The organism is Novosphingobium sp. PASSN1, assembly GCF_002278815.1.
This window is the reverse complement of sequence record NZ_NKIS01000017.1, coordinates 24,352-45,093: the sequence shown is the minus strand read 5'-3', so window position 1 is coordinate 45,093 and position 20,742 is coordinate 24,352. Positions and strand designations below refer to the sequence as shown.

Annotated in this window: 16 protein-coding genes and 1 tRNA gene; 8 read left to right on the top strand and 9 right to left on the bottom strand. The window is 66.0% G+C overall.

Going from position 1 to position 20,742, the window contains the following annotated elements; all coding sequences use genetic code 11:
- Positions 1-215 precede the first annotated feature (215 nt).
- Positions 216-890 carry a TetR/AcrR family transcriptional regulator gene (locus CFE35_RS20645; RefSeq protein WP_292933550.1) on the bottom strand — a complete coding sequence of 225 codons (675 nt, stop codon included), beginning with the start codon at positions 888-890 and terminating at the stop codon, positions 216-218.
- Between the two features lie 442 nt (positions 891-1,332).
- Here CFE35_RS20645 and CFE35_RS20640 point away from each other — a divergent pair, with 442 nt between their 5' ends.
- Both CFE35_RS20640 and CFE35_RS20635 read left to right on the top strand, forming a co-directional pair.
- Positions 1,333-2,400, top strand: a complete 1,068-nt coding sequence (locus CFE35_RS20640; protein WP_292933549.1) for a carbohydrate porin — start codon at positions 1,333-1,335, stop codon at positions 2,398-2,400.
- Positions 2,401-2,488: 88 nt separating this feature from the next.
- Complete coding sequence (locus CFE35_RS20635) at positions 2,489-3,346, top strand: PhzF family phenazine biosynthesis protein (RefSeq protein ID WP_292933548.1); 858 nt, start codon at positions 2,489-2,491, stop codon at positions 3,344-3,346.
- A 21-nt stretch (positions 3,347-3,367) separates the two neighbouring features.
- On the opposite strand, the gene CFE35_RS20630 is transcribed toward CFE35_RS20635, so the two are convergent.
- The 3 genes from CFE35_RS20630 to CFE35_RS20620 all read right to left on the bottom strand — a co-directional run bounded on the left by CFE35_RS20630 (position 3,368) and on the right by CFE35_RS20620 (position 6,289).
- Positions 3,368-3,443 (bottom strand) — tRNA-Ile (locus tag CFE35_RS20630).
- Between the two features lie 48 nt (positions 3,444-3,491).
- Positions 3,492-4,505: a polysaccharide deacetylase family protein gene (locus CFE35_RS20625; protein ID WP_292933547.1), complete on the bottom strand. Its 1,014-nt coding sequence runs from the start codon at positions 4,503-4,505 to the stop codon at positions 3,492-3,494.
- Between the two features lie 17 nt (positions 4,506-4,522).
- Entirely contained in the window at positions 4,523-6,289 is a 1,767-nt protein-coding gene (locus CFE35_RS20620; protein WP_292933546.1) for a histidine kinase dimerization/phospho-acceptor domain-containing protein, read from the bottom strand.
- Between the two features lie 282 nt (positions 6,290-6,571).
- Between CFE35_RS20620 and CFE35_RS20615 the strand changes: the two genes are divergently transcribed.
- The 5 genes from CFE35_RS20615 to CFE35_RS20595 all read left to right on the top strand — a co-directional run bounded on the left by CFE35_RS20615 (position 6,572) and on the right by CFE35_RS20595 (position 14,981).
- Positions 6,572-7,039 (top strand): Lrp/AsnC family transcriptional regulator, encoded by a 468-nt coding sequence (locus tag CFE35_RS20615; protein ID WP_292933544.1) that lies wholly within the window; start codon positions 6,572-6,574, stop codon positions 7,037-7,039.
- A gap of 30 nt (positions 7,040-7,069) precedes the next feature.
- Positions 7,070-7,588, top strand: a complete 519-nt coding sequence (locus CFE35_RS20610) for an ECF-type sigma factor (protein WP_292933542.1) — start codon at positions 7,070-7,072, stop codon at positions 7,586-7,588.
- A complete protein-coding gene (locus CFE35_RS20605; RefSeq protein WP_292933540.1) occupies positions 7,585-9,921 on the top strand; it encodes a serine/threonine-protein kinase in 2,337 nt (778 codons plus the stop codon). The genes CFE35_RS20610 and CFE35_RS20605 overlap by 4 nt, the downstream gene beginning before the upstream one ends.
- Before the next feature lie 106 nt (positions 9,922-10,027).
- Positions 10,028-11,716, top strand: a complete 1,689-nt coding sequence (locus CFE35_RS20600; RefSeq protein ID WP_292933538.1) for a calcium-binding protein — start codon at positions 10,028-10,030, stop codon at positions 11,714-11,716.
- Positions 11,717-11,933: 217 nt separating this feature from the next.
- Positions 11,934-14,981 (top strand): hypothetical protein, encoded by a 3,048-nt coding sequence (locus CFE35_RS20595; protein ID WP_292933536.1) that lies wholly within the window; start codon positions 11,934-11,936, stop codon positions 14,979-14,981.
- 7 nt (positions 14,982-14,988) lie between these two features.
- Here the strand turns inward: CFE35_RS20595 and CFE35_RS20590 are convergent, their stop codons facing one another.
- On the bottom strand, positions 14,989-16,020 hold the full coding sequence (locus CFE35_RS20590) for an aromatic ring-hydroxylating dioxygenase subunit alpha (protein ID WP_292933534.1): 1,032 nt from the start codon (positions 16,018-16,020) through the stop codon (positions 14,989-14,991).
- A gap of 2 nt (positions 16,021-16,022) precedes the next feature.
- Positions 16,023-16,313: a chorismate mutase gene (locus CFE35_RS20585; protein ID WP_292933533.1), complete on the bottom strand. Its 291-nt coding sequence runs from the start codon at positions 16,311-16,313 to the stop codon at positions 16,023-16,025.
- 102 nt (positions 16,314-16,415) lie between these two features.
- Between CFE35_RS20585 and CFE35_RS20580 the strand changes: the two genes are divergently transcribed.
- Positions 16,416-17,429 (top strand): polyprenyl synthetase family protein, encoded by a 1,014-nt coding sequence (locus CFE35_RS20580; protein WP_292933531.1) that lies wholly within the window; start codon positions 16,416-16,418, stop codon positions 17,427-17,429.
- A gap of 49 nt (positions 17,430-17,478) precedes the next feature.
- On the opposite strand, the gene CFE35_RS20575 is transcribed toward CFE35_RS20580, so the two are convergent.
- The 3 genes from CFE35_RS20575 to CFE35_RS20565 form a co-directional block, all read right to left on the bottom strand.
- Positions 17,479-18,495, bottom strand: a complete 1,017-nt coding sequence (locus tag CFE35_RS20575; protein WP_292933530.1) for an aldo/keto reductase — start codon at positions 18,493-18,495, stop codon at positions 17,479-17,481.
- 107 nt (positions 18,496-18,602) lie between these two features.
- A complete protein-coding gene (locus CFE35_RS20570; RefSeq protein ID WP_292933529.1) occupies positions 18,603-20,525 on the bottom strand; it encodes a DUF4153 domain-containing protein in 1,923 nt (640 codons plus the stop codon).
- 46 nt (positions 20,526-20,571) lie between these two features.
- Positions 20,572-20,724, bottom strand: coding sequence for a hypothetical protein (locus tag CFE35_RS20565; RefSeq protein ID WP_292933528.1), 153 nt, complete (start codon positions 20,722-20,724; stop codon positions 20,572-20,574).
- Positions 20,725-20,742 lie beyond the last annotated feature (18 nt).

Sequence of the window (20,742 nt, the reverse complement as noted above, 5' to 3'; positions counted from 1 at the left end):
GGGCGGGGTGCAGGCTCCGTTGCCTTGGCTGGAACGGCCCCAAGCGCCAGGAGCGCGAAAAAGGTGGCACCCACACGCCGCAACGATGCTGGCAAAGCCATGTCAGTTTCCCCCGATCAGACGACCTCGTCCGGGCCGGTTATCCTGCCCGATCCTGCAAGATCAGTTGGGAAAAATCAAACGAACATTTTGCAAGATTGAACTTGGGGCGCAAATCAACCTGACAAACCGTCAACCCCCGGCGCGGACGGGACCAGCGGCGGCAGTGCCCGCCGCGCAACGCCGCGGGCCGCCGCCGCCTCCACGCCCAGCCCGCGCAGGATGATTTCGGCCACGGCCTCGGGGTAGTCCTCGGCCTTCGCCTCGCGCAGCATCGTGGCGATGGCGGCAATCGTGGTGCCGAGCACGGCATCGCGGCCGAGCGTGCTTTCGCTAATGGCAAACTGCCCGGCGGCCATGCCTTCGGCCACGGTCTGCTCGGCCTGGCGATAGGTTTCCGCGCCAAAGATGATCCCGCTCGCGCTGAGGTTGATCATCGAGCGGCCCCAGCCCGGCACATCGCGCACACGATGGAGATAGAACCGGATCGCCGCCGCCGCCCGCTCGCGCGCATCGTCCAGCCGGGAGACCGCCTCGTTCACGGCAGTCAGGAAATCGTGGGTCACTTCATAGCTGACCGCTTCGCGCAGTTCGCCCATGCCGGAAAAGTGATCGTAGAATGTCGTGCGGGTGATCCCGGCGCGCTGCACCACATCCTCGATCCGCGCGTAGAGGCCTTCTTCCTCGCCAAACATTTCGAACGCAGCGGCGATGATCCGCGCCCGTGTCCGCGCGCGGCGCTGGGCGCCCAGTTCCATGCGCCGGGCCTTGTCGGATCTGCGATCAGCCACTTTGCCCCCCGCCGCGCACAGCGCGGCTCATTCCTACGCCGCGCACAGCGCGCCACATGCTGCGGGAACACCGCGCATATTCGATCAAGGCTGTGGGGAAATCTGGACACCCGGCGCGGTGCAATTTTTACGCATCCTCTCCCAAGGCCGCGCCGGGTGAACGACTTGTGTTGTGAGGGGCGAAGTACCGCATCGGCGCAGCGGTGTCATCATGAAATTGCGCGGCACATGGCAAGCGCAAGCTGACATTTAATGCAGGGCTGGCGCACCTGCATTGGTCCCCGAAATCCTGAAGGAATGCTGCGGCTGTGCTGCGCCGTTTCCCTGATGGCGCGCAGAGGGGGAAATTAGCTGGACCAGCACTAGGCAGGCTGCAATGCGCTCCATTCCCCGCCTTTCCCGCCTTGCGCTCGCCGCTCTGCCGCTTGCGGTTTCGCTACCCATGCCGGCCGCCGCCCAGGCGGTGGTCGAATTCGGCGCGTCATATACGGGCGACATGCTTACCGCCACCAGCGGCAGCCCGGATCGCGGCAGTGCAGTGGTCGGCCGCGCCGATGCCTGGCTCGATTTCAAGGGGCCGGTGATCGGCCTCGATTCGCTCACGGCCCATGTCGATTTCATGGCTGCCCACGGCCCCGATTTCTCCGGTCGGCGCGTGGGCGTGTACCAGACGATCAGCAGCCTTGAAGCCGAGACCCTTCCGCACATTTACGAGGCGTGGGCGCAGTGGCGGCCCAGCCCGTTTGTTTCGGCAAAGGCGGGCCTGATCGATCTCAACGCCGAATTCGATATCCAGAACACCGGCGCCCTGTTCGTGAACAGCGCCTTCGGCATTGGCCCCGATATCTCGCAAAGCGGGCCTGCCGGCCCATCGATCTTCCCGATGACCAGCAATGCGGTGGTGCTGCGCCTGCAGAATGGCCGCAAAGGCCTTGCGCTCGGCGCGTTCGATGCGCTGGCCGGGGCACGGCACGATCCGCGCAAGGTTGCCTTGCGCCTGCCCGGCACGACCGGCGCACTGCTGATCGCGGAGGCGCGCCTGCCGGTCGGCGCATGGCTGCTGCAGTTCGGCGGCTGGCATTACACCACCCGCTTTGATGCGCTGGATGCTGCCAAGCCTCGCGCCCTTTCGCGCGGCGGCTATGCGATGCTCGAAGGCGCGGTCACGCGGGGGCTTAGCGCATGGGTCCGCGTCGGCACGGCGGATGCGCGCGCCAATCCGGTGGCGACGTATCTTGGCGGCGGCGCGGTCGCCACGCTCGGCGAATGGCGCCTTGGCCTTGCCGCCGCGCATGCCCGGCTCGGCAAGTCTGCGCGGGCCACGCTGCTGGCTCCCCAATGGGCGCGCAGCGGGGAAACCGTGATCGAACTCACGGCGCAGCGGCCCGTAACCCCCTGGCTCAATATCCAGCCCGATCTGCAATATGTCATCCATCCCGGCTGGGACCACGCCTTGCACAACACGCTGGTCGCGGGCTTGCGGTTCAGCCTCGCCATTCCCGATGGCTGATCGCGCCTGAATTTTTGCGTCTTGCAAAGGCACGCAATGCCGGGAATCTCGTGCCCGCGCCGATCCCCGGCGCGGAGCCTTTCACGCCATGCCGCACTACCCGTTTCAGCTCGTCGATGTGTTCGGTGAAGCGCCGTTCACCGGCAATCCGCTTGCGGTGATTGCGCTCGAAGCGGATCAGGATACCGCGCAATTGCAGGCGATCACGCGCTGGCTCAATCTTTCAGAAACGGCGTTCCTGCTGCCGTCCAGATCGCCAGACGCGGACTACCGGGTGCGCATCTTCACGCTGGACCGCGAATTGCCCTTCGCAGGTCACCCCACGCTCGGCTCGTGCCACGCGTGGCTGGCGCTGGGCGGCACGCCGCACCATCCGGACAAGGTGGTGCAGGAATGCGGCGCCGGGCTGATCGCTGTTCGGCGCGGCACCGAAAGCCTCGCCTTTGCCGCGCCGCCGCTGATCCGCTCCGGGCCGATCGAACCGGCAAAGCTTGCCGAAGCCTGCGCCGTCCTCGGGATTGGCGAAAGCGATGTTGTTGCGGCCGAATGGATCGACAACGGTCCGGGCTGGCTGGGCATCCAGCTGCGCGACGCCGCCGCAGTGATCGCGGTCGAACCCGCCCGTTCGCACGACGCGCGCATCGATATCGGCCTTGTCGGCCTGCACCCGCCCGGCAGCCCCCAAGCTTATGAAGTGCGCGCGATCTTCAGTGATCCTTATGGCGGCCTGATCGAAGATCCCGTCACCGGGAGCCTTAACGCATCCGCCGCGGCATGGATGCTGCGCGAAGGCCATGTCACCGCACCTTATGGCGCGACCCAGGGCACCCGCCTCGGCCGATCGGGGCGCATCCGCATCGAACAGGACGATACCGGCACGATCTGGGTGGGGGGACGCACGGCCACGCTGTTTGCCGGAACCACCCGGGAGCCAGTGCTGTGCTGAGCACGTCCTGCCGGATTGGATTGGTGGGCCCGGCAGGATTCGAACCCGCGACCTAGCCGTTATGAGCGGCCAGCTCTAACCGCTGAGCTACAGGCCCACCTTGCGGCGTGGGTTAGTGCGGCGGTGCGAGCTTGGCAAGCGCTGCTCAGGCCTCACTGCTGACATGCGTTGCGGCCATGATATCGGCGATGGCAGCAGGGCGGACCCCCCGCTTGGCGAGATAAGCGAAGACCGTGCGCCACCAATCATAGAGCTGGTCGAGGTCATCCTCATCGCGCACATAAGGCGTCAGGCCGGGGCGCAGCGAGGGGCTGTGGAACGAGAAGACGAGCACGGGCAGGCCGTCGTCGAGCGCGATGTCGATGCCCTTGATCGCTTCTTCGCTGCTGACACCTTCGGGGGTAAGCGGGATGCGTTCGAGCATCGCGATGCGAGCAAGCAGGCCGCGCAGCTTGGGCATGCGCCAGAGCAGCGGATAGAGCACCGGACCCTGCTGGCGCAGCATGCCCCAGAACACCGTGGTGAGTGGCAGTTCCATGAGGCCGCCAGGCTTGTCGATCCACCAGGGAGCGACGGGATGATCCCGGAAATTGGGGCCGCCGGTGGAACTGTAATCGAAGCGCGCGCGCACCGAGGTGTCGATGGCGATCCCGGCGTTTGACAGGATCTGTGCGCTTGCGGGTCCGACACCGTAGCGCCCGGCGCGGTAGATCAGCGGGGATTTGCCAAAGGCGCGCTCGATCGTTTCCTTCAGGGTATTGAACTTGGCCGCTTCAAGCGCGGGCGGCAGATTGCCCGCATAGCTGTTGAAGCCGTTGACCTCTTCATCGTGCGGCGGGCTGACCCAAGGGTGAAGCTGCACACCGATTTCGGCGCGTCCGGCCGCCACGGCATCGCCCAGAGCCGCGACTGCGGCAGGATCGGTGGCGATCGGATAGTCGATCAGGTAGATCGGCGCGACGCCCAGCCCTTCGCAGAACTGCTGGAAGCGGGCGAGGCGCGGGACGTGGCTGAGGCCGTGCCCGGTGCGGCCGAGCGGCTGGGTCCAGTCGAACTCCTCTTCGGTATCGACGGTGACGATGAAGCGTTGCCCGAAGCCCGGGGCAAACTGCACGTGCTGCCCTGCGCCCGGCACGTCGAGAATAGTCGGCTGTGCCACGCGCTTGAAGTGTCCCCTTAGCCGGCCTGTCCGCCCACTATGCCTCTTTGGCTAGGTGTCTGGCGTGCGGCGGTCAAGAGTGGCAAAGTGACTAGGAGGCTTGACCCTTCGCGCTGGAACAACCCGCCGGCGGCGCGCACTTCGGCTGCGCTGAGCCTGAGCGCAAAGCCGCTGCCGAGCATCCCGCCCGGTGAGGCGATGCTATCGACAAGAGACGGTGCCGCTTCGTCCAACGCCTGCGCGAGTGCATCAGGGAGCGGCAGGGTGATGCGCACGCCGTAGCCGCGCGGGCCAGCGCCGACGCGTGTGGTAAGGGCCAGTTGCTCGCCCGGCGTTGCAGCGCTGGCTACGAGCGAGAGCAGCCGCCAGAGTGTGCGTTCCAGATCATCGGGTGCGATTGCGACGGGGAGCGGGCCTTCGGGCAGATCGTGCGTCAGCATTATTTCGCGCGGGGCGAGCAGCGGTTCAAGCTGCGCAAACAGGCGCGTGAGCAGCGCGGTAAGATCGGTATCGCCCTGCATGCCGCCAGTCGGGGCCGCCGCGGCATCCGGCGCAGGCGCGGATTCGAGCAGGGCGAGGCGCTCGACATCTTCGAACCCGGCGAGCATCCGCGCGGCATCGGAAGCGATTCCGGCGGCGAGGCTGCGGTACTGGTGCGGCGTGGGGCCGAGCATCTGCTGCTGGATCAGTTCGGCAAAGCCTTGGATCGCGTTGATCGGCGTGCGCAGTTCGTGGAGCATCTGGCGCAGCCGATCGGCGCTGCGGGCGCGGCTATCATCATTGGCGGCGGGGCTGGCGGCTACCGGCGGGGCGGGCGGGCGGCGCAGGCGGGCGTGCCAGCCGGTGAAGTGGCCGGTATCGGGCGCAAAGCCGGGCACCGCATCGATCCGCCAAGGACCGGCAGCCGCCGCTGGGCCTTCGAGTTCGAGCCTGCCGGCCGCGACGGGGAGCCGCGCGCGGGCGGCGGTGATCGTGGCGGGATCGCACGTGGCGGGCGCATCGGGATCGGCGGCAAAGGGTTTGAGACCGATGAACGCTGCGGCCAGCGCAGTATCGGCGGCGATCACCGTGCCTTCGGCATCGAGCGCGAGATCGACTGCGTTGATCGCAGGCGGGGCGGGCGGCGGTTCATCGGTGAAGGGCAGGCGGGTCTGGCTGGCAGCCGCCTGCGCATCGCCTTCGGGGACTGCGCGCGCGCGGCGGAACGCTTCGATCCGGGCAATGATCGCGCCGATGCCCTCGCCCGCCGGGGCGAGGTCTTCGCCCGCGGGCGCAAGCTCAGGCTCAGGCACCGGTTCATGCACTGGCTCTGGCTGCGCGACCACCGCGCTTTCCGCTTCGAAATGCGGCGGCAGTGGCAGCGCAAAATCGGTGATCCCGAACCGGGCGAGCAGGGCTTCGACCTGCGGGCCCAGATCGCGGCGATGGCGCAGAAAGCCGCGCGCCTGCACCGGAAGATCGGGGATGATCGCCAGCCAGTCACGCTCGCCAAGCCGCGCAGAGGTGATCGCGGCGAGTGCCACTTTGGGACCGGCCTCGGCGAAATGTTCGACCAGGATTGGTGAACGCAGGCCTGCCGAGGCCATCAGGGAGGCACTCGCAGTATCGCCCAGCATGGCGGCGAGCGAATCGAGCCGGGTGAGTGCGCCGGTGTGGGCCCTCGTCCAGTGTTCGGGCGGGGTGCGGCCGAGAAGGTCCAGCAATTGCCGCATTTGCGTGGCGACCGCACCCGGTCCGGCCGCGACGGTGCGCAGCACGGTTTCGAGGCGATCGTCGACAATCATGCGTTCTCCGAGAGGCGCCGACGCGCGCAGCGACGCGCCCGGGACTGGTTACCGGGACCCTAACAAAAAGCGAGGGCGCGGGAAGGGGTCTGTAGACCTCGTTGCATTGTGGGACGATTGCGATATTAAACAACAAAATTATCGTTCAAAGCCGCACAAGGTGTGGAAAGTTACCAAGATTGGCCGGATCGCCCCCTCCTTGTCGCCGCGTGGGCTGGCAAGAACCGGGTGGCCGTTAACCAATCGGCGAGCATGGCAATCCAGCAGGGCATAAACAGAACCATGGCAACACTCGACGGGATTGATCGGCGCCTCCTCGCCGAACTGCAGGATGAAGGGCGCGTGACCAATGTCGAGCTGGCGCAGCGCGTGGGCCTGACTGCGCCGCCCTGTCTGCGCCGGGTTCGCGCGCTGGAGGAAGCAGGCGTGATCCGCGGCTATCATGCCGAGCTCGACCCTTCGAAGCTGGGCTTTGCGATCACCGTCTTCGCGCTCGTCAGCCTCAAGAGCCAGGCCGAGGAATCGTTGCGCCAGTTCGAAGAGCACATGCGGACCCTGCCCGATGTGCGCGAATGCCACATGCTGAACGGCGAGATCGATTTCATCCTCAAGATCGTGAGCCGCGATCTGCAGAGCTTTCAGGAATTCCTGACCAGCAAGCTGACTCCGGCGCCCAACGTGGCGAGCGTGAAGACTTCGCTGACGATCCGCACCGCCAAGCAATTGCCCGGCGTGCCGCTGGACGATTGAGCAACTGACCTTGCGGGTGGAGCAGCCGGTTTGAACCAGATTCCGGAAACGCTGCCCCCCGAACATCTCCTCAATGCTTGCTATGGCGATATGCGGCGCATGGCCCGGCGCATTCTGGTGGGGGATGGCGCGGGCGCGGTGATCCAGCCCACCGAACTGGCCAACGAAGCCGCGATCCGCCTGCTGCGATCCAACCTTTCCGGCGTGACCGGCGCGGGGCACATGCTGGCCTATGCCGCGCGGACGATGCGGCAAGTGCTGATCGACGAGGCGCGCAAGCAGGGCGCGAAAAAGCGGCAGGCGGTGGAGATGATGACCGTGTTTCCAGACGATCCGGCGCACGGACTGGTCAATATCGAGGAGCTTGATCGCGTGCTGGCGGAGCTGGCCAGCTATTCTGCGGACCATGCGCGGATCGTGGAGCTGCGCTTCATGCTGGGGCTGAGCGTGGAGGAGACGGCGGCTGCGACCGGGCTTTCGCACCGTACCGTGCTGCGGCGATGGAACGCGGCGCGGCTGTGGCTGCTGGAACGGCTGGAGGCGGCTTGAGCGAGGACGCCGCCAGCGAAAGCATCATCGAACGCCGGGTGCTGGCGCTGATGGAGCGGCTGGTGGCGCATCCCGGCAATGCGCGGTTCCGGGCAAGGCTGCTGAAGAACGAAAGCGCGGCAGTGCTGGCACGGATCGCGGCGCTGGAGCGGGCGGGCGCGGCCACAGGCTCGATGCCGACCGAACTGCCTGGCGGTTTCGATGCGGCGCTGCTGCCGCCGCCCGAGCGGTTTGGCCCGTTTGCTTTCGTCCAGCGCATCGGTGCGGGCGGGATGGGCGAGGTGTGGGAGGGGCTGCGCGACGACGGCCTGTTTGAACAGCGCGTGGCGATCAAGCTGATCCAGCCGCGCCTGCAAGTGCGCGCGGCCGAGGCCTTTGCCGCCGAGCGCCGCATTCTGGCGCGGCTGGAGCATCCCGGCATCGCCCGGCTGATCGATGGCGGGATGACGGCGGACGGACGGCCCTGCCTCGTGATGGAATACGTCGATGGCGCGCCGATTGATGAAGCGGGTGAGGGCGGGGCGAGTGAGGGCGGGGCGAGTGAGGGCGGGGCGCTGGCCGAGCGGCTGCGGCGCTTTGGCGATGCGGCGCGGGCGGTGCATTATGCGCATAGCCGGCTGGTGGCTCATGGCGATCTCAAACCTTCCAACATTCTCGTGGACCGCGAAGGCCGCGTGCGGCTGCTCGATTTCGGCATTGCGCGGCTGCTGGGGGATGAGGCCGATGCGCTGCTGCTTTCAGGCGCGGTTACGAGCGCCTTTGCCAGCCCGGCGCGGCTGGCGGGCGCCCTGCCTTCGGTGGCGGACGATGTGTTTGCGCTGGGGCGGCTGCTGGCGCGGATCGCGGGGCCGGATCTTGATGCAGAGCTTGCTGCCATCATCGCCAAGGCCTGCGCGGCCGAGGAGGCTGTGCGTTATGGCGGGGTGCCAGAATTGCTCGCCGATCTGGCGCGGCGCGAGGGGCATTTTCCGCTCGCGGCCAGAACCGGACGCGGCGGCCCTGACTGGCGCTATCGCGCGCGGTTGTTTGTGCGGCGGCGGTGGAAGGCGCTCGCGGCGGGCGGAGCGCTGGCCCTGCTGGCGGGGGCTGCGGGCGCGGGGCTGCTGCTGGCCGAGCGGCAGAAGATCGAGGCGGAGGCCCGGTTCGACGACGCGCGGGGCACTTCGCGCTATCTGCTCTACACGCTGTATGATCAGTTGGAACGGCAGCCCGGATCGCTGGAGCTGCGGCGCGAGGTGGCGCAGACCGCGCAGCATTACCTGGACCGGCTGGCGGAGAGCACATGGGCTGGCCCCGCCGTGCGGATCGAGGCGGCGGAGGGCCTGTTGCGCCTCGCTGAAGTGCAGGGCAGCCCGCTGGGCGCCAATCTGGGCCAGCCGGAGCGGGCGCGCGCGAATATCGACCGGGTGCTGGGACTGCTCGAGGCAGCAGGGCCTGCCGCGCCGCGCATGCTGGTGGCGCAAGCGCGGCTCGATAGCGCGTGGCTGGCCGAAATGGTGGAGGAAAACACCGCGCGGGCGCAGCGGGACTTGGCGCTCTCGTTCAACGCGGCTGAACCCGGTTCTGCTGAGGGTAATCGGCAGCGCGCGGCCGGGTTTGTGCTGAAGGCGATCATCGATCAGTGGGACAAGCACTATCGGCCCGCTCTGGCCGATGCGGACCGCGCAGAACAGGCATTGGCAGGCGATGCCTCGCTCCCGGCGCTGATCCTTATGGCGCGAGCCGCCGAAGCGCGCGGGGACGTGATATGGTATGGCGGGGATACGCGCGGCGCGGTGCCAGCCTATCGGCAGGCGGTGACCGTGCTGGAAGACGCGGTGCGGCGCTATGCCGGCAGCATGCATGCGCTGCGGCGGCTGGGCCATGCGCGCTGGGCGCTGGCCTCGGCGCTGGCGGATAGCGGCGCGGTGCGTGAAGGCCTGCGCGAGATCGAGCGTTCGAGCGCCGATCTGCGGCGCGTGGTCGCGTTCGATGCTGCCGATGACGATGCCCGCCGCCACCTCCACATCAGCGAGAACGCGCGCGGGGGCATTCTGGTGCAGGCGGGCAAGGTGGACGAGGGGCTGGCGCTCCTCGCGGCCACCGCTGCCGAGCGCAAGGCGATCTGGCAAGCCCACCCGGGTGAGGCACGGCGGATGCGCGACTACGCCGTGGAGATGAAGCCGCTGGCCGATCTGCAGGCACAGACCGGCCGCATCGCGGCGGCCTGCGCCAGCTATGCCGAGGCGCGGCGGGTGTTCGAGCTGATGGACAAGGCCAGGCGGCTGACCGCACAGGACCGCAGCGATCAGCTGGACAATATCCTGAAAACGCAGGAAAAACTCTGCCGATAGTCCGATCCGGACTGTTCTCTTGCGAAAACTGCCACCCTGCCTGTCCGATTTGCGCGGCCTTCACGCATTTCCTTTTGAAGCACCACGCGATGAAGGGATTTGGGCCATGGGCACATACACGCTGACCGAAAACGACGACATCCTCGGCTTCGACCCGGTTCGGTACCCTTCGGACGATCCGGGGCCTTATGTCGTCAATGCTCTGGGCGGCAACGACAACATAGTCGGCGGTAATTTCAATGACACGATCAATGGCGGTGAGGGGAACGATTCTCTCGCCGGTGCCAGGGGCGGCAATCTGGTCCATGGCAACAACGGTAACGACTACATCCAGATCTATAACGAGAGCGGTGACAGCGCCAATCCGGCCAACTTCGACTTGCTGGCCGACAGCGTGTTTGGCGATGGGGGGAACGATTCCATCCAGTTCATTCTGGGCGGCGCATCCGTGGCGCACAGCGCCAATGGCGGAGCAGGTCGCGATACGCTCAGCATCAGTTTCGAGGGCCGCTATGATGCGCAGAACCAGCTGATCCTTTACAACAAGGTGATCGATCTGCGCGGGATGTGGCGGGGCGGCACCGGCCTTGTCGATACGGCGACCGTGAAGGGGTTCGAGCTTCTGAACGCCATCAGCGGCGGTGCGGGCAACGATACCATCTACGTGGGTGAATATGTTGCCCCGATCAATCCGGCCACGGGCCGCGCGTTCGATGCACCGTTGATCGATGGGAATGGCGGGGATGACTACATCTCCGGCGGCGCATCTGCCGACCAGATCAATGGCGGAGCGGGGAGCGACACGATCCTTGGCAACAATGGGGACGACTATCTTGCCGCCGGGAACTTCTACAACAGCTTCGGCAATGATTTGATCCGCGGCGGCAATGGCAAAGATACGATCATCGGCAATGGCGGCAACGATCAGCTCTACGGCGATGCCGGGGATGACAGTGTTCAGGCCCAGAACGGCAACGACTTCGTTTCCGGCGGCGCGGGCAGGGATTTCCTGTCCGGCGAAGAGGGTAACGACACCATCTATGGCGGTGCTGATAACGATCAGATCTACGGCGGCGGCGGGGCGAACACGCTTTACGGAAATGCGGGGGATGACAGCCTGTTCGGCGGTGCCGACCGCGACATCGCCAAAGGCGGAGACGGCAACGACTTCATCAACACGGCCGAAGGCAACGACAAGCTCTACGGCGGCGCGGGTGACGATACCATGGGGGGCAGCGCGGGGAACGACCTGCTTTATGGCGATGCCGGTGCCGACACTCTCCAGGGCGGCAATGGCGCGGACAAGAGCTATGGCGGCGCAGGCAGCGACACGCTTGACGAGACGGTGCAGGACGACGGCGCGAACGACCGCCTCTATGGGGGGGCGGACAACGACATTCTGCGCGGCGGCGGCGGCAATGACTGGCTGATTGGCGAAACCGGAGCCGATACGCTGACAGGCGGGGCCGGGCGCGATTCGTTCTGGTTCACCACTGCGCCCGATGGCGATGCGATCACCGATTTCAACCGCACCGAGGATGACCGCATCCTTCTTTCGAAAGCCGCCTTCACCGCGTTTGCCGCCACGGGCCGGTTGACCGAAGCTGCGTTCCATTCCGGCGCGGGCGTGGATGCCGCGCACGATGCGAGCGACCGCATCCTCTACAACACCACGACCGGCGAACTGCGCTATGATGCCGACGGCACCGGGGCGGCGGTGGCGCAACTGATCGCGACGCTGGGCGATGCGAGCCATCCGCGCCTCTCTTACGTGGATATCCTGATCGTGGCATAAGGCAAAGGGGTGGTCTGCAGCTTACCGCCAATGGCTGTGGACCGCCCGGAAATGCTGGGCCAAGCGCCAATCCGGCGTGCTGCCGCGCTGCGCTGGGGAACGCAGATTGTTAACGGTTTTCCGCTAGTCCGCCGGGGTACGGATAGAACTGCACCGGGTGCCGAACGCCTGCCGCTTTGCGCGGGAGGCATCGGCATGGTGCACGCGGGAGCCCGGAATGGTAGATATCGTCAAGGTCGGAAGCGAACTGCTGGTCAATAGCCAGACTGCGAGCTTTCAGGACCTGCCCTCGATCACGGGCCTCGCCGGCGGCGGTTTTGTCGCGACATGGGTGGATTATTCCGCGCCGAGCGGCCTCGGCGTCGCCAAGGCGCAGATCTACAACGCGGCTGGCGTGAAAGTGGGCGGCGAATTTGCCCTGGCGAGCGGTGCGAGCACCGATCAGTCGTTCCCCACTGTGGCTAGCCTGGCGAACGGCGGCTTCGTGGTAACCTGGACCGAGGCGGGCATCCAATCGGACTACAAGATCAAGGCGCAAGTCTATAGCGCGGCAGGGGCGGTGGTGACCCCGGCGTTTCTCGTCAATCCGCTGACGTGGACGCAGCAGGGCGGCAACAACCTGCCCGGCAACCACAACCCCACGATCACCGGCCTTGCCGGCGGCGGCTTTGTGGTGACGTGGCAGGACTATGCCGGAACCGCCGGCGATGCGAGCGGCGCAGGCGTGCTCGCGCAAGTCTATAATGCGGCGGGCGTGCCTTCGGGCAGCGCGGTGCGGGTGAATACGCAGACCACCGGCGATCAGACTCAGCCAATGGTCACCAGCCTTGCGAGCGGCGGCTTTGTCGTGACGTGGATGGATGGCGGCGCATCCGGCACGGTGCTGAAGGCGCAGCTGTTCGACGCGGCGGGGGCGAAGGCGGGCGGCGAGTTCATCGTCGATGCCGAAGCGCAGAGCGATCAGGCCTTGCCGGTGGTGACCGGGCTTTCCGGCGGCGGCTTTGTCGTGGCATGGCAGGATTCCAGTCCGGCGACGGGCGAGCCCGATACGCTGATCCGGGCGCAGATGTTCGATGGCGCAGGCGCCAAGGTGGGCACCACGCTGGTGGTGAGCGGCACTGGCGCAGGCGAGCGGGATTTCCCCGCGATCACCAGCTTGCCCGATGGCGGCTTCGTGGTGACCTGGCAGCATTTCGTGACCGCCACGAACAGCGAGATCAAGGCGCAGTTCTATGATGGCGCAGGCGCCAAGGTGGGCAGCGAGATTACCGTCAACACGGTGACTTCGAGCTATCAGGAACGCCCGGTGGTCAGCAGCCTGCTCGGCGGGGGCTTTGTCATCGCTTGGGGTGATGGCAGCGGTCTTGGCGGGGATAGCGACGGTACCAGCATCAAGGCGCAAGTGTTCAGCTACGGGTCCTACAACCTGATCGTGGGGACGGCCGCCGTGAACGCGCTGACCGGCACGAACGGCGCCGACCACATCATGGGGCTTGCCGGCAACGATACGCTGACCGGCCTTGGCGGTAACGACCGGCTCGATGGCGGCCTCGGCAACGACACGATGGTCGGCGGTCTGGGCGATGATACCTATGTGGTCGATTCGGCGAGCGACGTGGTGAGCGAAGCAGCGGGGCAGGGCACCGATACGGTGCTGACCACGCGCGCCAGCTATACGCTGGGCAGCAATGTCGAGAACCTGACCTTCACCGACAGCGCCGCACACACCGGCACGGGCAACACGCTGAACAACACGCTGACCGGCGGCGGCGGCAACGATGTGCTCAATGGCGCAAGCGGGGCGGACCGCATGATCGGCGGGCTGGGCAACGACAGCTATGTCGTCGACAATGCCGGAGACACCACGATCGAGGCAGCGAGCGCTGGAACCGACACCGTCACGTCCTCGATCAGCTGGACGCTGGCGGCTTATGTCGAGAACCTCACGCTTTCCGGCAGCAGCGCGATCAGCGGCACCGGCAATGGCGATGCCAATGTGCTTACCGGCAATTCGGGCGCGAACACCCTCACCGGGCTGGGCGGGAACGACACCCTGAATGGGGGCACGGGCGCGGATGCCATGATCGGCGGGCTGGGCGATGACAGCTATGTGGTGGACAACGCGGGCGACGTGCTGACCGAACTCGCCGGGCAGGGCACCGATCTGGTGACAGCTTCGATTGCCTGGACGCTGACCGCGAACTTCGAGAACCTGACGCTTTCCGGCAGCGCCTCCGTTGCCGGTACCGGCAACGGCAATGCCAATGTGCTCACCGGCAATTCGGGCGCCAACGTGCTCACCGGGCTTGGCGGCAACGATACGCTGAATGGCGGATCGGGCAACGACACGATGATCGGCGGCCTGGACGACGATACGTATGTCGTCGATGCCAGCGGCGACGTCGTGACCGAACTGGCAGGGCAGGGCACCGATACGGTGCAGACCACGCTTTCGAGCCATACCCTTGCGGCAAATGTCGAGAACCTGACCTTCACCAATGCCTCCGCGCACAGCGGCACGGGCAATGGGCTGAACAACGTCATCACCGGCAACGCGGGCAATGATACGCTGAATGGCGGCGCGGGGACGGATACGCTGATCGGCGGGCTGGGCAACGACAGCTATGTGATTGACGTGAGCGGCGATGTGGTGACCGAACTGGCCGGGCAGGGCACTGATCTCGTCACCGCCTCTGCCAGCTACACGCTGTCAGCCAACATTGAGAACCTCACGCTTTCCGGCACGGCGGCGATCAACGGGACCGGCAACGCCGAGGCCAATGTCATCACCGGCAACAGCGCCGCCAATGTCCTTGCTGGGCTGGATGGCAGCGATACGCTGACGGGCGGACTGGGGAATGACACGTTGCAGGGCGGGATCGGTACGGACCGGTTGACCGGCGGCAACGGCAATGACGTGCTGAACGGAGGGGCGGGGGCGGATACGTTCGTGTTCGATACAGCCGCAAATCTCTCCACCAACTACGATACGCTGCAGGATTTTGTAACGGGAACCGACAAGCTGGCTTTCAGCCGCGCGGTGTTCACCGGCTTTGCCGCAACGGGGGCGATGAGCGCGGATGCGTACTGGTCGGGCGCGGGCGTGAACGCGGCGCACGATGCGACCGACCGGTTGATCTACAACACCTCGACCGGCGTGCTGTGGTACGACCGCGACGGGACAGGTTCGGCAGCAGCGGTGCAGGTGGCAACGCTGACGGGGCACCCGGCGCTGGCCTATACGGACTTCCAGATCATCGCCTGACGCCGGTTCAGCCCTCAGCCGCGATCATCCGGGCGAGGGCTGCACGAAAGCGGAACGAGGCGAGGTCGTTCTTGAGGTCGATGCTCGGCGTGGGGCTGGTATCCATGCCGATCTGCACCGCATTCAGGATCACGCGGTCTTCCTCGAAGGCGTGGCGGACGTCTTCGGTGAATTCCGCAGAGACAGCCGCATCATCGGGCGCGAAGTTCCTGAGCTGGAACCAGAAATAGCGCATCTGCTTCGCATTGACCGGCGTCAGGAAATTGAAGCTGTCCATGCAGAAGGCATCGGCGTGGAGCGCACTCCCGTGGCCGCCAGTGCCTGCGGGCACAAACACCGCCTTGATCACCGCGTTGGACGGATAGCGCATCTCGTAGTGCTGATAGCGGTCTGCCCGCCCGGAGAATTTCAGGAACTTGGCGTAGAACGGCGCAGGCTCGGTATCCATCAGCCAGCGCGCGGCGGTGACGCCTTCGGGAGCGGAAAGGGTCTCGATCGGCACGGCGGCGCAGGAGGCATCACCGAACGAGCCGGGGTGGACCCAGGTGACGTGGGTGGGATCGAGCAGATTGTCCACCACGTAGAGATAGTGGCAATCGACCTGCATCACCGGGCCGCGATTATAGCCCCAATCGGGTGAGCCCCACTGCGGAATGTCGATGATCTTCGCCGGGTCTGCCTGCGCCGGATCGCCCATCCAGATCCACACGAGGCCGTAGCGCTCGGCCAGCGGATAGCTGCGCACGCAGGCCTTGGGCGGCGTCGCCTGCGTGGGCGCGGCAATGCATGTGCCCGAGGTATCGAAGGTGAGGCCGTGGTAGCCGCAGACGATGGTATCGCCCTCGCGCCGCCCCAGCGAGAGCGGCAGCTTGCGGTGCGGGCAGGCATCTTCGAGCGCGACGGGCCTGCCATCGGCGGCGCGCAGCAGCACAATCCGCTCGCCCAGAATCTCCAGCGCCGTCAGCGCTTCGGTGACCGCGTCGGCCCACTCCGCGACATACCACGCGTTTCTGAGGTAGCCTTCCGCGCCGAGGCCCATGATCAGGCTTTCGCTTCCGCCGCCTGTTCGTGGTGGCGGATCACTTCCTCGATGATGAAGCGCAGGAACTTTTCGCTGAATTCGGGATCGAGCTTGGCATCCGTCGCCAGCGCGCGCAGGCGGGCAATCTGGCGCTCCTCGCGCCCCGGATCGCTGGCGGGAAGCTGATGCGCGGCCTTGTGCGCGCCGACTGCCTGCGTGATGCGAAACCGTTCGGCGAGGATATGGATCATCGCCGCGTCGATGTTGTCGATGCTCTGGCGATAGCCTGCCAGCACCGGATCCTCGCTCATGCCTGTTCTCCGTCCATCCATCCCGCCTTGAGGGGCATGCCGCCCACTCTGACGCAAGTTGCATCTTGCCAAGCGCCGGTGGGCAGGCCAAGCGAATGGACGATGACCGCGACCATCCACACTCTCCCCCGCCGCGCCGAGCCTTCGCTGCAGCCGCTCATGGCGCTCGTGGCCGATGGCATGAACAGTGTCAACGAAGTGATCCTCGGCCGGATGCAATCGCGCATCCCGCTGATCCCGGCACTCGCTGGCCACCTCATCGCCGGCGGTGGCAAGCGCATGCGCCCGATGCTGACTTTGGCGAGCGCTTCGCTGCTGGGCTATGGCGGCAGCCGCCATTACAAGCTGGCCGCCACGGTGGAGTTCATCCACACCGCCACGTTGCTGCACGATGATGTGGTCGATGGATCGGGCATGCGGCGCGGCAAGCAGGCCGCCAACATCATTTATGGCAACCCCGCCACGGTGCTCGTCGGCGATTTCCTGTTCAGCCGCAGCTTCGAACTGATGGTCGAGGATGGCAGCCTCAAGGTGCTGAAAATCCTCTCCAATGCCTCCGCCGTGATTGCCGAGGGCGAGGTCGATCAGCTTGTGGCGCAGCGGCAGGTCGATACGAGCGAGGAACGCTACCTCGCCATTATCAATGCCAAAACGGCAGCGCTGTTTGCCGCCGCCTGCCGCATTGCCGCCGTGGTGGCAGAGCGCAGCGAGGCGGACGAGCTTGCGCTCGATTCGTATGGCCGCAACCTCGGCATCGCGTTCCAGTTGGCCGACGATGCCATCGATTACGATTCGGATGCCTCCGAAATGGGCAAGGACCAGGGCGACGATTTCCGCGAGGGCAAGATGACCCTCCCCGTGATCCTCGCCTACGCGCGCGGCTCGGCGGAAGAGCGCACGTTCTGGCAGGAAGCTATCGCTGGAGACCGCAACAGCGATGCCGATCTCGCCCACGCCGTGTCTCTCATCCGCAAGCACGAAGCCGTAAACGCCACCCGCGAACGCGCGCGGCACTACGCCCAGCGCGCGATCGACGCGATTGCGGCCTTCCCGGCCAGCGCGGCCAAGGCGGCGATGTCCGAGGCGGCTGAGTTCGCGGTGGCGCGGCGGTACTGATGGGCCTCCGGCGGGCAAGGGCTATTGCCTTTGCCCGCCGGTGCCGGAATTACCCCATCGGGTACATGATTTCGCGGCTGACCGCGTTCACCGCCTTCATCGCTTCGTCCGAAAGCACCACATCGGCCGCCGCGAAGATCGGCGCGCATTGTTCTTCGGTCGTCACGCCGACGATGGTCGAGGCGACGAAATCGTGCTGCTTCGACCATGCGACCGCAAAGGTCACGGGATCGAGGCCATGTTCGGCTGCGATCTTGGCGAAGCGTTCGGCGGATTCGATGGACTTTTCGTTGACGAAGCGGCGCGCCATGCTGGCTTGGCGGCCACCCATTTCAAGGTATTTGGAGAAGCGCGCGCCTTCGGGGCGGGCGCCGTCGCTGTACTTGCAGGCCAGCACGCCGCCGCCGATGGGCGAATAGGGGATCAGGCTCACGCCTTCCTTGCGGCAGACTTGCGCCAGTTCATCCTCGAAGCGGCGGTTGTTGAGGCTGAAGTTGTTCTGGATCGTGTGATAGCGGGCACCGCCAATGGCCTTGGCGGCTTCGATCGACTTCATCAGGCCCCACGACGTTTCGTTCGAGCAGCCGAGAATGCGCACTTTGCCCACGCGGACCAGCTCGTCGAGCGTTTCCATCGTCTCTTCATAGGCAGTGTCGTGATCGGACCAGTGGGTTTGGTAGAGATCGATGTAATCGGTGCCGAGCTTCTGGAGGCTTTCCTCCACCGCCTTGATGATATTGTGCCGGTCTAGCGCGGTCATGCCGTTGCGCTTGGGGCTCTTGAACCAGACATGGCTGGGGCCAGAGACTTTGGTGGCGAGGATGATCGCATCGCGCGGCTTGGTTTTCAGCCACTTGCCGACGATTTCTTCGGTCCTGCCGACCCATTTGGCGTCGGGCGGCACGGGATAGCCTTCCGCCGTATCGAAGAAGTTGATCCCGGCATCATAGCTCATGTCGAGGATGCGCAAGGATGTGGCTTCGTCGGCCTGGCTGCCGAAGGTCATCGTGCCCATGCAGATATCGGAAACAACGATGGCGGAAGTGCCGAGGCGGCGGTGCTGCATGTGTGGTCTGCTCCGATGAGGTTTGGCGGCAAGGTGGCGCGCCCGCGCGGGGTGGTCAAGCGTGGCCCACTGAAACGAAGGTCCCGCTAGCGAAAGTGGGGACGCGTTCAGCCCGGGCCGGGATTGCCGAAGGCGGGGCCCATGCGGGCGGGGGCGTTGGCGTCCGATGGCTTGGGCGTGGGTGCGGGCTGCGGCTTGGGCTGTGGTTCGGGGCAGGGATCGGGGCCGAAGCCGCGTTCGGGCGTCATCTCGAGCCGGATGCCAGCGGCCATCAGGTCATCGTATGGAGGGCGGACCGGTGCCGCTTTGCCTTCGCGCAGTGCGGCGATGACGGCAGGGCAACGCAAGTTGTTGAGCGTGCCTGTGCGGTGCCAATCGCCTGACGCGTCGCGGGTGTAGACGGGGGCGCTGTCTTCGCCGGATGGCGCATTGGTGCGGTGGATGACCAGCGTGGGCGCAGGCTTGCCGGGCAGGACGAAGATATCGCAGGGGGTGCCGTTTTCCATGCAGGGCGCATCGAAACTGGCGGTTTCCTGCCAGTCCTTCACGCGGAAGTCCTGCGGCAAGGCCGCGCCTTTGGGATAGATGGCGGCGTGGCTGAAGGGCACTTCGGTAATGGCGGGATCGGGTTCTCCGCCGTAGTTGTAGCGGTCCTTGCTGGCCTGCGCGCGCTTGGCGCGGGCGGCGATTTCGGGGTTGGAATCCTTGGCAAGCGCGGCGAGGGCTTCGGTGCCGACGCGGCCGGTCTGGAAGCGCAGGAGCGCGTAATCGAACTTTTCCGGCGTGACCTTGCCGGCGTGGAGGCGGGCGACCTGGCTGGTGACGGCGATGCGGTCCGGATCGGCCAGCGGGGTGAGCAGCGCGCCCAGCACCGCAAGCATGGCGAAGCTGGCAGTGACGTTGACGCGTTCGAGGCGCTTTAGCCACGTGGTCCGGTCGGCACTCGCCCACGCATAGCCCGCGCCATAAAGCAAGGCTATCGCAGCGGTGGCGGCGGACTGCACGCGCTGCGCCGTCCAGCCATATTGGCCGATACGCAGCAGGATGGCCCATGACGCGAGGAGCGCGAGCGCGAGCATGACCGGCCCGGCAAGGCGGCCTGCCCAGCGCAGCACTGCAGGCGGGGCGTGGGCCGGGTCGCCATCCTTGTATGCGGCATTGAGCAGCACGAGGATCACGGACGCAGCGGTGAGCAGGAGCGAGGCGGCGCGGCGCGTGCTCCACAGGGGTTCGACCCCGACTACCAGCAGCGCGAGGAGGAACGCGGCGGCGAGCACCGTGACGAGCGGCAGCAGCCAGCCGAGCAAGGTGAGGCCAAGATTACGCATCCCGCGCAGCAGGGGGGGGCGCACATCGGTGATATGGACCGAGGCAGCAAACGCCATGCCGAGCACGGGGCAGCGGAACCAGTTCTTCTCCAGCAGTGTACTGAGCGCGGAAATGTGGATGAGATCAAACAATGCCGCGCCGAGCAGCAGGACCGCCCAGACGAGGCCGACGAACACGAGCGAGAGCATGAACTGGAATGCGCGCATCCAGCTCTCTTCGAAATGCAGGCTGTAGTGCGTGTAGAACCGCGCGCCGGTCTCGCGGAATTCCAGCAACTGGTTGACGATAAACAGCATGATTCCGCCGCAGAAGATCAGCGTGGCGGAAGGCCAGATGCGGGGGATCAGGCCGCCGTTCTCGATTGGATCGCGGGTGATGTCGTAGACGGTGAGCAGGATAAGCGCCCCCGTGGTCGCGGCGAGATAGAGCCCGAGACGGCGCCACGGCATGCGGCCGATTTCGGCGAGCGCAATGACGGGAATGAAGGCGGTTACCAGCGTAAGTGCGGCGAAGGCGATGGGGTGGCGCGCGCTCCAGTACATCTCGAGCTCGGCCTTTCTGGGGCCGGTAAATTCCGAGAAACCCGACCAGACGAGTTCCAGCAGCAACCACGCGGCGAGCCCTTGCGCAAAGCCTATGGCGAGACGCACGGGGCCTGTCTTGGCCGCAAGTGCCGGTTCGGTGGTGATCTCGTCGTTCAAGCCCTGGTCTCCCTGCGCACAGACTATGGCGCGCGAGGATGGCTGGCTAGGGGCTATCGGCTCCGTTGTGGCGTCGGACCAGCCACCACACAGCGCTGGCAGCCAGAAGTGCGGCGACGGCGATGAGCCCGGCGATGGCAAAGCCGCTGGCCAGCAGGCTGGTGAGGAGCGCCACGACAATTTCGATGCTGGTCCTCATCCGCGTGTTCTCATGGAA